The organism is Kitasatospora sp. MAA4, assembly GCF_029893355.1.
GTDB lineage: Bacteria > Actinomycetota > Actinomycetes > Streptomycetales > Streptomycetaceae > Kitasatospora.
Map to the genome: position 1 here is coordinate 42,800 of NZ_JARZAI010000043.1, position 13,421 is coordinate 56,220.

14 protein-coding genes and 1 pseudogene are annotated in these 13,421 nt (G+C 71.9%); 11 read left to right on the forward strand and 4 right to left on the reverse strand.

Translation table 11 applies throughout. From position 1 onward, the window contains the following. Positions 1 to 57 precede the first annotated feature (57 nt). Positions 58 to 675: a TetR/AcrR family transcriptional regulator gene (locus P3T37_RS34900; protein ID WP_280727976.1), complete on the forward strand. Its 618-nt coding sequence runs from the start codon at positions 58 to 60 to the stop codon at positions 673 to 675. Positions 676 to 717: 42 nt separating this feature from the next. On the opposite strand, the gene P3T37_RS34905 is transcribed toward P3T37_RS34900, so the two are convergent. Beyond that, positions 718 to 1,602 carry a sigma-70 family RNA polymerase sigma factor gene (locus tag P3T37_RS34905; RefSeq protein WP_280727977.1) on the reverse strand — a complete coding sequence of 295 codons (885 nt, stop codon included), beginning with the start codon at positions 1,600 to 1,602 and terminating at the stop codon, positions 718 to 720. A gap of 135 nt (positions 1,603 to 1,737) precedes the next feature. Between P3T37_RS34905 and P3T37_RS34910 the strand changes: the two genes are divergently transcribed. The 9 genes and pseudogenes from P3T37_RS34910 to P3T37_RS34950 form a co-directional block, all read left to right on the forward strand. Next, a complete protein-coding gene (locus P3T37_RS34910) occupies positions 1,738 to 2,412 on the forward strand; it encodes an NAD(P)H-binding protein (RefSeq protein WP_280727978.1) in 675 nt (224 codons plus the stop codon). Positions 2,413 to 2,642: 230 nt separating this feature from the next. Continuing rightward, positions 2,643 to 3,671, forward strand: coding sequence for an L-threonine 3-dehydrogenase (gene tdh, locus P3T37_RS34915; protein WP_280727979.1), 1,029 nt, complete (start codon positions 2,643 to 2,645; stop codon positions 3,669 to 3,671). Positions 3,672 to 3,694: 23 nt separating this feature from the next. Continuing rightward, entirely contained in the window at positions 3,695 to 4,882 is a 1,188-nt protein-coding gene (locus P3T37_RS34920) for a glycine C-acetyltransferase (protein WP_280727980.1), read from the forward strand. A gap of 19 nt (positions 4,883 to 4,901) precedes the next feature. Continuing rightward, positions 4,902 to 5,822, forward strand: coding sequence for a LysR family transcriptional regulator (locus P3T37_RS34925; RefSeq protein ID WP_280727981.1), 921 nt, complete (start codon positions 4,902 to 4,904; stop codon positions 5,820 to 5,822). Between the two features lie 154 nt (positions 5,823 to 5,976). After that, a complete protein-coding gene (locus P3T37_RS34930; RefSeq protein WP_280727982.1) occupies positions 5,977 to 7,302 on the forward strand; it encodes a serine hydrolase domain-containing protein in 1,326 nt (441 codons plus the stop codon). A 118-nt stretch (positions 7,303 to 7,420) separates the two neighbouring features. Further along, on the forward strand, positions 7,421 to 8,590 hold the full coding sequence (locus tag P3T37_RS34935; protein WP_280727983.1) for an inorganic phosphate transporter: 1,170 nt from the start codon (positions 7,421 to 7,423) through the stop codon (positions 8,588 to 8,590). After that, positions 8,587 to 8,835 carry a hypothetical protein gene (locus tag P3T37_RS34940; RefSeq protein ID WP_280727984.1) on the forward strand — a complete coding sequence of 83 codons (249 nt, stop codon included), beginning with the start codon at positions 8,587 to 8,589 and terminating at the stop codon, positions 8,833 to 8,835. The genes P3T37_RS34935 and P3T37_RS34940 overlap by 4 nt, the downstream gene beginning before the upstream one ends. Before the next feature lie 62 nt (positions 8,836 to 8,897). Then, entirely contained in the window at positions 8,898 to 9,818 is a 921-nt protein-coding gene (locus P3T37_RS34945) for a Gfo/Idh/MocA family oxidoreductase (protein WP_280727985.1), read from the forward strand. 374 nt (positions 9,819 to 10,192) lie between these two features. Next, positions 10,193 to 10,483, forward strand: a pseudogene (locus P3T37_RS34950) (Tn3 family transposase); the annotation flags it as partial. Here P3T37_RS34950 and P3T37_RS34955 read toward each other — a convergent pair. The 3 genes from P3T37_RS34955 to P3T37_RS34965 all read right to left on the reverse strand — a co-directional run bounded on the left by P3T37_RS34955 (position 10,413) and on the right by P3T37_RS34965 (position 12,629). Beyond that, the gene (locus P3T37_RS34955; RefSeq protein WP_280727990.1) at positions 10,413 to 10,919 is read right to left on the reverse strand and encodes a recombinase family protein; all 507 of its coding nucleotides are present in this window, start codon (positions 10,917 to 10,919) and stop codon (positions 10,413 to 10,415) included. The pseudogene P3T37_RS34950 and the gene P3T37_RS34955 sit on opposite strands and share 71 nt — an antisense overlap. Before the next feature lie 316 nt (positions 10,920 to 11,235). After that, positions 11,236 to 12,285 carry a hypothetical protein gene (locus P3T37_RS34960; protein WP_280727986.1) on the reverse strand — a complete coding sequence of 350 codons (1,050 nt, stop codon included), beginning with the start codon at positions 12,283 to 12,285 and terminating at the stop codon, positions 11,236 to 11,238. Beyond that, positions 12,282 to 12,629 (reverse strand): PadR family transcriptional regulator, encoded by a 348-nt coding sequence (locus P3T37_RS34965; RefSeq protein ID WP_280664180.1) that lies wholly within the window; start codon positions 12,627 to 12,629, stop codon positions 12,282 to 12,284. Before P3T37_RS34965 ends, P3T37_RS34960 begins: the two co-directional genes overlap by 4 nt. Positions 12,630 to 12,872: 243 nt before the next feature. On the opposite strand from P3T37_RS34965, the gene P3T37_RS34970 reads away from it, so the two are divergent. After that, positions 12,873 to 13,421 (forward strand): RICIN domain-containing protein (locus P3T37_RS34970; protein ID WP_280727987.1); only part of this gene is annotated, 549 nt, incomplete at its 3' end.

Consider the following 13,421-nt stretch of genomic DNA (forward strand, 5'->3'; position numbering starts at 1 on the left):
CGTTCCAGAACATACCCATTCTGGAACGATAGGTCAAATAGTTGTAGCGTTGGCCCCATGGGAAGACCGCGCACGTTCGACGAAGAGGCGATCCTGGACCGGGCGATGCTCCTGTTCTGGCGCAAGGGCTACGAGGCCACCAGCATGAATGACCTGGTGGACGGGCTGGAGCTGGGCCGGGGCTCGATCTACGCCGCGTTCGGCGACAAGCACCGCCTCTTCGTGCTGGCCCTCGGCCGCTACCTGGCCCGCCAGGACGAACTGCTCGCCTCGGCCTTCGACGACCGCCGGCCCGCGCTCCCGCAGCTGCGGGAGCTCTTCGACCGCCTGATGGCGGCCGACTCGGTGTGCAGCGGGTCGGGCTGCTTCAGCGTGAACAGCATCGCGGAGCTGCTGCCGTACGACGAGGAGGTCGCCGAGCTGGCACGGCGCAGCCTGCGGCGGTCCGAGGAGACCGTCGCCGCCCAGCTGGAGCGCGCCCGCCTCAGCGGCGAGCTGTCGACCGCGGTCGGCCCGGGCCAGGCCGCACACCTGCTGGTGACCCTCGTCCAGGGCCTGCAGATCATGCGCAAGGCCGACCCGGACCCGGCCCGCACCGCTGCCTGCCTGGACTCCGCCTTCGCCCTCCTGCAGAGCCCCGCCGCCGCTCCCGCCGGCGTCCTCGTGCCGTCCTGAACGCCTGACGCCTGACGCCTGACGCGTGACGCCTGACGCCGCTCAGTCGTCCAGGATCGTCAGGTCGAGCCCGCTCAGCCGCTCGGGATCGGCCAGCAGGTTGAGCTCCACGATCCGGCCGCCCACCACCGTGAAGCCCAGCACCGAGAACGGCTGCCCGCCCGGCGCGGTGACCAGGCCCGGCAGGCCGTTGACGAGCGCCGGCCGCGCGAAGGGGGCGAACCGCGAGAAGGTCAGCGCCTGCTCGGCCACCGCCGGCGCGCCGCGCACCAGGCGCGAGCCGCCGCCGGTGAGTCCGGCGCCGGCGTCGGCCCGCAGGACCACGTCCGGGTCGAGCACCGCGACCAGCGCCTCGAAGTCCCCGCCGCGCGAGGCGGCGAGGAACGCGTCCACCACCTCGCGCTGGCGGGCGAGGTCGGCGTCGGGCGTCGCGGCCCCCTGCACCCTGTGGCGCGCCCGGCTGGCGAGCTGCCGGGCCGCAGCCGGCGTCCGGTCCACGATCGGGGCGATCTCGTCGAACGGCACCGCGAACATGTCGTGCAGCACGAAGGCGAGTCTCTCGGCCGGCGGCAGCGACTCCAGTACCACCAGCAGCGCCAGGCCCACCGAGTCAGCCAGCAGCGCCTCCTGCTCGGGGTCGCCGCCGTGCTCGCCGCTGACGATCGGGTCGGGCACGTGCACGTCCATCGGCTCCTCGCGGCGCGACCGGCGCGTGCGCAGCATGTCCAGGCAGACCCGCCCGACCACTGTGGTCAGCCAGCCGCCGAGGTTGTGCACCTCACTGGTGTCCGAGCGGCTGAGCCGCAGCCAGGCCTCCTGCACCGCGTCGTCCGCCTCGCTCAGCGAGCCGAGCATCCGGTAGGCCACCGCCCGCAGGTTGCGGCGGTTCTCCTCGAAGCGCGCTGCCAGAAATTCGTCGTCGGTCATCGTCACACTCTCCCGTCGAGTTCCGTCAGTGGTGTGACGGATGACGTCCGGCCGATGTGACAGCCGAAGCGATATCCGCCGCAAACCCGCTGCGATCCTCTCCGAACAGAGACGCTCACGACCGGAGGTCCCATCATGCGCATCACGATCCTCGCGGCGACCGGTGGCATCGGAAGCCACCTGCTGGACCAGGCCCTCGCCGCCGGCCACGAGGTCACCGCCGTGGTCCGCTCCCCGCAGAAGCTCCCCGCCACCCGGGCCCGGGTCGTCGCGGCCGACCTGGCGGACCCCGACCCGGCGGCGCTGCGCACCGCCGTCGAGGGCGCCGACGCCGTCCTGTCGGGCCTCGGCCCGCGCTCGAAGTCGGACGCCGAGGCCGGGGTCGTCCGGCGGGGCACCAGCGCCGCCATCGCCGCCATGCGGGAGGCCGGCGTGCGACGCCTGGTGGTGGTGAGCGCCGCACCCGTCGGCACCGTCCCCTCACCCGCCCGCCCCAACCCGCCCCGGCACGATCCCGGCGACGGCTTCCTGCTGCGCACCGTCGCCTACCCCGTCCTCAAGGCGGCCCTGCGCCCGAACTACGCGGACCTGGCCCGGATGGAGGACGCCCTGCGCGACAGCGGCCTGGACTGGACGGCCGTCCGCCCGGTCCGCCTGACCGACCAGCCCCTGACCGGCCACTACCGGACGGCCCAGGGACGCAACCTGCGCCACGGCCTGCTCATCTCCCGCGCCGACGTGGCCCACTGCATGCTCGCCGCCCTCGACCGACCCGACTCGATCGGCCGGACCATCGGCATCGCCCGCTGACGCGACGGGAGCTGCGGGGCACCCGAACGGGTGGTGCTCGGCACGGCGGCGGGGTGGCCGGGGGGCTGCTCGGGGACGATCGTGAAGCCCAGCTGTCGCCGCCGTTAAGAATTCCTCGATGGACCGCACCCCCTCCCACCAGGCAGATTGCAGGAGCCCGGTGTGGAATGGCGCCGACGCCGGGCTTCTCCCCACTCTCGCGCGTCAACCAGGTGTCAGGAGCCGTCGCCGTGAAGGCACTCGTCAAGAAGCACGCCGAGCCCGGTCTGTGGATGACCGATGTCCCCGAGCCGGAGACCGGCCCGGGCGACGTGCTGATCAAGGTGCTGCGCACCGGCATCTGCGGCACGGACCTGCACATCCGCAAGTGGGACGGCTGGGCCCAGCAGACCATCCGCACGCCGCTGACGCTCGGTCACGAGTTCGTCGGCGAGGTCGTGTCGATCGGCGCGGCGGTCGCGGACATCGCGGTGGGCGACCTGGTCAGTGGGGAGGGCCACCTGGTCTGCGGCAAGTGCCGCAACTGCCTGGCCGGCCGCCGCCACCTGTGCCGCAACACCATCGGCCTGGGCGTCGGGCGGGACGGCGCGTTCGCCGAGTACGTGGCGCTGCCGGCGTCCAACGTGTGGGTGCACCGGGTGCCGGTCGACCTGGACGTGGCGGCCATCTTCGACCCGTTCGGCAACGCGGTGCACACCGCGCTCTCCTTCCCGCTGGTCGGTGAGGACGTGCTGATCACCGGCGCCGGCCCGATCGGCATCATGGCGGCGGCCGTCGCCAAGCACGCCGGCGCCCGGCACGTGATGATCACCGACGTCAGCCCGTACCGGCTGGACCTGGCCCGCGAGGTCGGCGTCACGCTGGCGCTCAACGTGGCCGAGCACACCATCGAGGAGGGCCAGCAGAAGCTGGGCATGCGCGAGGGCTTCGACGTGGGCCTGGAGATGTCCGGCCGCCCCGAGGCGCTGCAGTCGATGATCGCCAACATGACCCACGGCGGCAAGATCGCCATGCTCGGCCTGCCCGCCGAGGACTTCCCGGTGGACTGGGCGCGGATCGTCACCTCGATGATCACCCTCAAGGGCATCTACGGCCGCGAGATGTTCGAGACCTGGTACGCGATGTCGGTGCTGCTGGAGGGCGGCCTCGACCTCAGCCCGGTGATCACCGGCCGCTACGCCGCGCAGGACTTCGAGGCCGCGTTCGACGAGGCCGCCGGCGGCCGCTGCGGCAAGATCATTCTCGACTGGACCGTCTGACCTTCCCCCCTTTAGGAGCCCTTGTGTTCGACTCCGTTCGCGAAGACGTCGCCGCCACCCTCGTCGAGATCACCGAGGCCGGACTCTTCAAGCCCGAGCGCGTGATCGGGACCCCGCAGAACGCCTCCGTCAGCGTCACCTCCGGCGGCCGCCCGGGAGAGGTGCTGAACTTCTGCGCCAACAACTACCTGGGCCTGGCCGACCACCCCGCCGTGCTCGCCGCCGCCAAGGACGCGCTGGACCGCTGGGGCTACGGGATGGCCTCGGTCCGCTTCATCTGCGGCACCCAGGACGTCCACAAGCAGCTGGAGGAGCGGCTCTCCGGCTTCCTCGGCCAGGAGGACACGATCCTCTACTCCTCCTGCTTCGACGCCAACGGCGGCGTCTTCGAGACCCTGCTCGACGAGCGCGACGCCGTCATCTCGGATGCCCTGAACCACGCGAGCATCATCGACGGCATCCGCCTCAGCAAGGCCCGCCGCCACCGCTACGCCAACCGCGACCTGGCCGAGCTGGAGCAGCAGCTCAAGGAGACCCAGGACGCCCGCCGCCGCCTGATCGTCACCGACGGCGTCTTCTCGATGGACGGCTACGTCGCCCCGCTGCGCGAGATCTGCGACCTGGCGGACCGCTACGACGCCATGGTGATGGTCGACGACTCGCACGCCGTCGGCTTCGTCGGCTCCGGCGGGCGCGGCACCCCGGAGCTGCACGGCGTGATGGATCGCGTCGACATCATCACCGGCACCCTGGGCAAGGCGCTCGGCGGCGCCTCCGGCGGCTACGTCGCCGCCCGCCGGGAGATCGTCGCGCTGCTGCGCCAGCGCTCGCGCCCGTACCTGTTCTCCAACTCGCTCGCCCCGGTCATCGCGGCGGCCTCGCTGACCGTGCTGGACCTGATCGAGACCTCGCACGAGCTGCGCGAGCGGCTGAACGCCAACACCGCGCTGTTCCGCTCGAAGATGACCGAGGCCGGCTTCGAGATCCTGCCCGGCGACCACCCGATCGCCCCCGTCATGATCGGCGACGCAGCCCAGGCCGGCCGGCTGGCCGAGCTGCTGCTGGAGCGCGGCGTGTACGTGATCGGGTTCTCGTTCCCGGTCGTCCCGCACGGCAAGGCCCGGATCCGGGTGCAGCTCTCCGCAGCGCACTCGACCGAGGACGTGGAGAAGGCCGTCGCGGCGTTCATCGACGCCCGGGCGGCCCTGTAACACCTGACAGAATGGGTGCGTGATCGACGCCAGACGACTGCGGACCCTGCGGGCCGTGGCGGACCACCGGACGGTGACCGCCGCGGCCGCCGCGCTCTACCTGACCCCCTCCGCGGTCTCCCAGCAGCTCGCCGCCCTGGAGCAGGAGACCGGCCACGAGCTGCTCGCCCGCGACGGCCGGGGCGTACGCCTGACGGCGGCCGGCGAGATCCTGGTCGCCCACGCCGACGCCGTGCTCGCCCAGCTGGAGCGGGCCGAGGCGGACCTCGCGGCGTACGCGGCCGGCGCGCAGGGGCAGGTCACCGTCGCCTCCTTCGCCACCGGCATCTCGCTGGTGCTCGCCCCGGCGATCACGGCACTGGCCGCCTCCGCGCCCGGGGTGCTGCTCAAGGTGCTGGACGCCGAGGGCGACGCCAGCCTGCCGATGCTGCTGGACGGGCAGGCGGACCTCGCCGTCGCCGTGGAGTACCGCGGCGCGCCCCGCGCGGGCGACCGGCGGCTCGCCCGATTCCCGCTCTACGCCGAGCCGTTCGAGGCCGTCCTGCCGCTCGGGCACCGGCTGGCCGGCCGGCCCGGACCGGTCGCGATGGCCGAGCTCGCGGCCGAGCCGTGGATCGGCCCCTACCCCGGCAACCCGTGCCACGACGTGGTGCTGCTGGCCTGCGAGCACGCCGGGTTCACCCCGCGCCTGGTGCACTCCTCGGACGACTTCCGCGCGGTGGTCGCGCTCGCCTCGGCGGGCGCGGGGGTGGCGCTGGTGCCGCGCTCGGCGCTGGCCGGGGTCGACCTGGGACGGGTCGCGGTGCGGGCGGTGGACAGCGAACTGGCGACCCGCAAGGTGTTCGCGGCGGTCCGCAGCGGCGCCGAGCAGCACCCGCTGATCCGGCCCGTACTGCGCGCGCTGGGCGAGGCCGCGGAGCAGGTGGCGGGCCACTCCTGAGGAAACGTCAGGACGGCGTACGGGGGTTTCCTCCACCCTGCGAACTGGGCCCAGCACCAGTGTTCTTCGCCTCCGGACCCGGGAGGCTGGAGTGGCCGGGAAGGCGTCGACCGATCAGGTCCGCCGCCCGTGCGCCATCCCCAGGAGGACCCTCATGACCCGACCCACGTCGTCCCCGCGCCACCGCCGGCAGGCGGGGCTGACGCTCGCGCTGGCCGCCGCCCTGACCGGGACGCTCGCCGCCTGCGCGTCGGCAACCGCCGCACCACCGGCCAGTCCTGAGACCCGGCCCGCTCAACTCGCCCAGCTCTCCCTGCTCTCCCAGCTCTCCCAGCAGGACGTGGAAGCCGGCGCGCCCGGCGTGATCGTCCGGGTGGACGACGGCAGCGGGCGGCCTGTCGAGATCGCCCGGCAGGCGCCGTGGACCAGGGCCGACCACGTGCTCGCCGCGGGCGACGCGTTCCGGATGGGCTCCAACACCAAGACGATGGTCGCCACCGTGGTCCTCCAACTGGTCGCCGAGCAGCGGCTCCAGCTGACCGACCCGGTCGGGAAGTGGCTGCCCGGCCTGATCCCGAACGGCGCCGCGATCACGTTGCAGATGCTGCTCAACCACACCAGCGGCCTCTTCAACTACGCCAACGACCCCGAGGTGCTGCAGGCGTTCACCGGCCAGGACACCCGGCAGTGGACTCCCGCGGAGCTGGTCGCCGCCGCCGTCCGGCACGACCCGCTGTTCGCTCCCGGCACGCGGTACTCCTACAGCAACACCAACTACGTCGCGCTCGGACTGGTCGCCGAGAAGGCGTCAGGACGCAGCCTGGCGGACCTGATCCAGCAGCGGATCGCTGGGCCGCTGCACCTGGCGAACACCTACCTGGTGGCCGGCTCCGTCGCCGGTTCCGTCGCCGGTTCCGTCGCCGGCTCCGACGAGGCGAAGCACCCCGCTCTCGCGCACGGCTACGAACCCGACGCCGCCCATCTCGCCCCGCTGCTGCCGCCCGGCACGCCGGCCGGAGCCGCGTTCGCCGGCCCGGCCAGGCCCGACGGCCACGTCGACACCACGTGGGTCAACCCCAGCACGGAATGGGCCGCCGGGGGCATGGTCTCCACCGCGCAGGACTGGGCCCGCTTCGACGCCGCGCTGATGTCCGGCAAACTCCTGCCGCCCGCCCAACTCCAGCAGATGCGCACCACCGTCGCCGAGGAGAGCGGCAATCCCAACCGGTACGGGCTGGGCCTGGAGCAGGTGGTCACCCCCTGCGGCACCGTCTGGGGCCACGTCGGCCAGGTACCCGGCTACTCCAGCGAGGACTACACCGACAGCACCGGGCACCGCACCGTCTCGGTCTTCACCGCGACCATCTTCGGCCTGGCCGAGCCGAAGGCCGGCGCCGCCGACCAGGCCCTGGTGAACGCCGCGGTCTGCGCCATGCTCGACAAGCCGATCCCGGCCGCGCCGTCGTCCGCCGCCCGCTGATCGGGCCGACGCCTGCCTACGGGGGTCTTGGTCCGATCGGATGACGGGCCCGCGACGCCCGGCGCGCCGGGTCGCTGCGGGCCCGTGGCCGCAGCACCGACCGACTAGGTTCGAGCGTGTGACCGGAAACGACGCGGTCCTGGCGCTGGTGGTCCTGACGGCGCTGGGCTTCGACTTCACCAACGGATTCCACGACACCGGCAATGCCATGGCGACCTCGATCGTCACCGGCGCCCTGCCCCCGCGCGTTGCGGTCGCCGTTTCGGCGGTGCTGAACCTGATCGGGGCGTTCCTGTCGACCGCCGTCGCGGCGACCATCGCCAGCGGCCTGGTCAACAGTCATGGCGTCACCCTGACCGTGGTCATGGCCGGGCTGACCGGCAGCATCCTGTGGAACCTGACGACCTGGTACCTCGGGATCCCCTCCAGCTCCTCGCACGCGCTGATCGGCGGCGTGGTGGGCGCGACGATGGCGGCGGCCGGCTCCTCGGCCGTCAAGTGGCAGGGCCTGGTCGCCAAGGTGATCGTGCCCGCCGCGCTGTCGCCGTTCATCGCCGGCGCAGTCGCGGCGATCGGCACGTACCTGGTCTACCGCCTCAGCCGCGACGTGCCCGAAGGCCCGCGCGGGCACGGCTTCCGGATCGGCCAGATCGGCTCGGCCTCCATGGTCTCGCTCGCCCACGGCACCAATGACGCGCAGAAGACCATGGGCGTCATCACCCTGGCCCTGATCGCCAACGGGACCCTGCACAGCGGGGCGAAGTCCCCGGACTGGGTGATCGCCTCCTGCGCGGTGGCGATCGCGCTGGGCACCTACCTCGGCGGCTGGCGCGTCATCCGGGCGCTGGGCAAGGGGCTGGTGGAGATCGAGCCGCAGCAGGGGATGGCCAGTGAGTCGGCCTCGGCCGCGGTGATCCTCGCCTCCACCGACTTCGGGTACTCGCTCTCCACCACCCACGTCGCCACCGGGTCGATCCTGGGGGCGGGGATGGGCAAGAAGGGCGGCGTGGTGCGCTGGCACGTCGCCCGCCGCATGATGGCGGCCTGGCTGCTCACACTGCCGGCCGCGGCGCTGGTCGGCGCGATCGCCTACTGGGCGGCACACGGGATCGGCGGGACCGCCGGCGTGGTGGTGATCTTCGTCGTGCTGGTGCTGGCCTCGATCGCCTTCTTCGCCGCCTCCCGCCACCCGGCGGTGACGCCGGAGAACGTCAACGCCGCGTGGACCGGACCGGGCTCCCGGACGCCGGACACGAAGACCCCCGCGTCGAAGGGAGCGGCCTCGTGAACTGGATCAACCTGAACGCGCTGTGGAAGATCGTCGTGGTCGGCCTGCTCACCGGCGCCGGCCTCCCCGCACTGTTCGCCGTCGGCCTGCGCCTGCTCGCCCCGCCGGCCCCGGCGGCCCCTCCCGGCGGTGCCGCCGAGCGGCCCGCCGTGGGGCCGGCCGGCTACGCCCTGGCGGGACTGTGCTTCGCGGTGGTGCTCGCGGCGATCGGCTGGGGGATCTCCGTCATCGTCAACCACAGCTGACCGTCCGATCCCGGCACGTAAGGTGGGTGCGGTCGATGATCGTCCGTACGCCAGGAGATCCCATGAGTCAGAGCCCCACCCCCGACGCCCTGCTCCCGGTCGGGGTGATCGGACTCGGTGACATCGCGCAGAAGGCGTACCTCCCGGTCCTGGCGGCCCTGCCCGGTCTCGACCTGCGCCTGATGACCCGCGACCGCGCCAAGCTGGACCGCATCGGTGACGCCTACCGGATCGCCCCCCGCTTCACCGACCTCGGCGAGCTCATCGCGAGCGGCATCCGCGCCGCGTTCGTGCACGCGGCCACCTCCCAGCACGTCCCGATCGTCGAGGAGCTCCTCACCGCCGGCATCGACGTCTACGTGGACAAGCCCCTCGACTACACCCTCGAGGGCGCCCGCCGACTGGTCGAACTCGCCGACGGCTGCGGCCGCTCACTGATAGTCGGCTTCAACCGCCGCCACGCGCCCGGCTACATCCAGGCCAAGGAGCGCCCGCGCGACCTGATCGTCCTGCAGAAGAACCGCGAAGGCCTGCCGGAGGCCGTCCGCACCCTGGTCTTCGACGACTTCATCCACGTTGTGGATCTACTCCGGCTTCTTGTCCCCGGCGACATCCAGCATGTGGACGTCCGGGCTCGCAAGCGGGAAGGCCTGGTCGAGCATCTTGTCCTCACTCTCGCCGGGGACGGCTTCACGGCGCTGGGCATCATGAACCGGATGAGCGGCTCGACCGAGGAGGTCCTGGAGGTCTCCGGCGGCGATTCCAAGCGCGCGGTGGTGAATCTTGCGGAGGTCATCGACCATCGCGGTCAGCCCACCGTTCGCCGGCGCGGCGACTGGGTCCCCGTCGCCCGCCAGCGCGGTATCGAGCAGATCGTGGTGAGCTTCCTGGACGCCGTCCGGTCCGGCAAGACCGTAGACGCCCATGATGCGCTGCGCACCCACGAGTTGTGCGAACTGATCGTGCAACGGGTGGGGGAGTAGCAGCCGCCTGGCGCGCTGGCGCCTGGATGCCTGGCCAGAGGGTGGGCGGAGCCGACCCTCGATGTCATCACTGTCTGACACTTCCGACAGCCCTGCGTTCGAGTCAGTCCGGGCCACCCGGTCGGGCGCGGCTCGTCGCATGCGAGCCGCGAGCTCTCGACCGCGACTGAACGGTGGGGCTGAGTCTCCGTCATCGCAATTGGTCACGCGCTGGGCAAACCCCTGTTGGGCGCAGCGATTTCGACCAGCTGCCCCCGCTCGCGCAGGGTGGGCAGGTAGCTGGTGGCGAGCTGTTTGGCCTCGCGGGTCTCGGGGCGCCCATGAGGCGGTCGCGGAACAGGACATCCTCGCCGGGTCGCACGCCCGGCGGGGCGATGTCGCGCGGGGCCGGCCCCAGCCGACGGTGGCACGGGCACACCGAGGAGGAGATCCGCTACACGAGGCGCCGCTACCTCACCCTGGAGTCGGCCCGCCAGATCGCGGTGGAGATCGCCAACGCCACCTTCGCCGCCCGCGACAGCGCTCTGTGGGGCGCCGGTTCGACCGCGGTGGCCTCGGACTCCACGCACTTCCGCTCCTGGGACCAGAACCTGTTCACCGAGTGGCACTCGCGCTACGGCGGCCGGGGTGTGCTGGTGTACTGGCACGTCGAGCGCGGCTCGGTGGTGGGTGGAGGGCCATGGACAGCATGGCCTCGTCGGTGACATGCGCGCCGCCGATGGTCTTGCCGCGCCGGCGGGCGGATTCGTGGCCTTCGGGGGTGCGGTCGCGGATGTACTCGCGTTCCATGCCGGACAGCGCGGCCAGTACGGTGAACACCATCCCGGATGGGTCGTGCGAGCCCTTCAGCTCCCCGGTGAGGAACTCCAGGCCGACATCGCGGGCCTTGAGGTCCTCGGCGAGCGCGGCGAGTTCGATGCCGCGGCCGAGCCGCTTGTGCTTGTGGACGACGAGAGTGACGTGCACACCGGAGGCGCGCAGTTCGCCGGCGAGGGCGACGGCCGCCGCCAGTTCGGGCCGCTTGGTGGCGCGCGTGGAGATCTTCTCCGCGAAGATCCGGGTCGCCCCGGCCTCGGCTAGGGAGTCGAGCTGCGAGTCCAGGGACTGCCGCGCGGTCGATGCACGGGCGTACCCGAGGCGGACGTGCCCGGTTGGCTCGGCGCCCGCGTTTCACCGGCCGCGGCAGCTCCACCCATGCCGAGCCTGGCCTGCGTACGGCCGGGGTGGGCACGCCAGTGCCTTGGCCAGCGAGGGCACGAGCCTGAAGCGGGCGGTGCGGTACTGGACGGCCACCTATGAAACACCCGCCATCACGCCGCAGACCGGGAGGCCGGAGGGTGATCCTGAAAGGCCGGGAGCCTCCGTGTGGCGGCTTTCGTGGCGGGTGCCCGTTGACGAGGCGCCGGGGCAGGGGTGTTCACGTCGTCTCGGGTGGGTCGGTGGGGCGGGAGCGGCGAAGAAATCGGCGAAGGACGGCCAAGAGCGTGGCGGTGGCGAGGAAAGCGAGGAAGACGAGGACATTGTCGGTGTAGTACCGGAGGTCGACGTCGGTTATCCCGGGCACGAAGAAGTCGGGCGGGGCGAGCAAGCCGTATTGGCCCGGGTCGAGCATGGCCATCCAAGGCAGGACTGCCAGCGCGATGCCCGCGGCGCGCAGGCGGTCGGGTCGCCGGCCGCCGAGGTGGAGGAGCGCGGCGAAGCTCATCACGGCGGCGGGCCAGGCGTTGGATGCCTCGATCAGGTTTGATGCGGTGTATGTGGTGGACGCGTTCCAGGGAATGACGAGGACGCTCATGGGGACCGCGATGGCGGCCGCGGTGAGCACGGTCTCGTTGCGGCCGCGCGGGGAGAGGTCGACGGCGTCGGGCGGGGCGATCAGCAGCAGCGTGCCGGGCACGATCCCGAACGGCAGCAGCAGGAGGTACGGGGCGATGAACAGCCCGGGAAAGGACGTGCACGCCAGCGCGGGGACGACCCATCCGAGGACTCCCAGCAAAACCAGCAGCCGGGCCGGCGTCCACCGGCCGAGGAAGGCGCAGAGCAGGGCGAGGATCCAGGCGCCGGTCTGTGCCACAAGCAGGGCGGTCCAGATGGCGGGGTGCCCCACGTGTCCTGGGTCCTCGATGGGGTCGGGCAGGAAGAGTTTGGTCAGCAGGTTGAACATGTTCAGGCCTGCCCCGCCGGCGAGGATGAACGGTGCGGCGCCGGCGGCGATCCGGCCGGCGGGGTCGGTGGAGCTGAGTCGGGTGCGCAGCCGTGCTGCGTGGGCGGCGAGCGTGGCCCACTCACGCAGGGCCGTACCCGGCCCTATGTCCTGGACGGTCTCGGCGAAGACGGCGGCGATCTCCTCGCCGTACGCGGCACGGTACTTGGCCGGGTAGAGGCTGAGCAGCGGGAGCCTTGCTGCAAGGGGGCGCCGCGCGGGCGGTAAAAGGGTCTCGGGTGTGGTCATGGGCGGGGCGGTCATGCGGTGCCTCCGTTCGGCTGGGGCCGGCCGAGGGCGAGGCGGCGTTCGGCCTCGGCCACCCCGGCGCGCAGGTGCTGCGCTTCCGCGGTGAGGACGTCGCGTCCCTGGTCGGTCAGGGCGAAGTAGCGGCGCAGTTTTCCGGCGACGACCTCCTCGTGGTCGACCTGGATGAGTTCCTGTTGGAGGAGGCGGTCCAGGGCGGTGTAGAGGGTGCCGGTGAGCAGTTTGGTGCGGCCGCCGGAGATGGCCAGGACTTCCTGGAGGATCGCGTAGCCGTGTCTGGGGGCGTCGGCCAGGGCGGTGAGTACGAGCCGGGTGGGCTCCTGTAGGTGACGGGCTGCCATAACCCGATCTTACATTGACCATTGAGATACGTCGATGAGTTAGCTACGCTCCTGGCATGTCGCTCACACCGGGCTTTCAACGGTGTGTCACCAGACGGTCGGCATAGTTGGTCGCATCCCGCCGGGCCCCATCCCGCCGGGCTGTTCCGGCTATTGGCATGCGCATGCCCACTGAGTGGCCACTGATGGACCGTCAGGGGCCGTGTCAGCACGCACTCCCTCCCAGGAACCAAGGAGAAGATCATGCACTCTGCCACCAAGACCGCGCTTCGCGCCCTGGCCCACCTCCAGCGACGCGGATCCGCCAGGAGCACCGCGCGAGGCCGCGTCGCCGCCGCTGCGGGTGTCGCCGCAGCCCTCCTCGCAGTGCTGCCCGGGGCGACGGCTTCGGCCGCCTCACATGCCTTGCCGAAGGCCCAGGGCACGGGCAGGGTTGCAGTCCCCGCTCAGGATGGCGCGGCGCACCACCTCTACAACCTGAATTCGGGCCTGTGCCTCAACGTTTCGGGCTACAGCCAGAGCCCCAGCTCCAGCACCCAGATCTGGAACTGTCTCAGCCCGTCCGCGCAGCAGTGGCAGCTCCGCGGCGACGGCACCATCTTCAACCCGAACTCCGGCCTGTGCCTCAACGTCAACAACTACGCCACCAGCCCCAGCAGCCCGACCGAGATCTGGGGCTGCAACGGCAACCCCGCGGAGCAGTGGCAGCTCCGCGGCGACGGCACCATCTTCAACCCGAACTCCGGCCTGTGCCTCAACGTCAACAACTACGCCACCAGCCCCAGCAGCCCG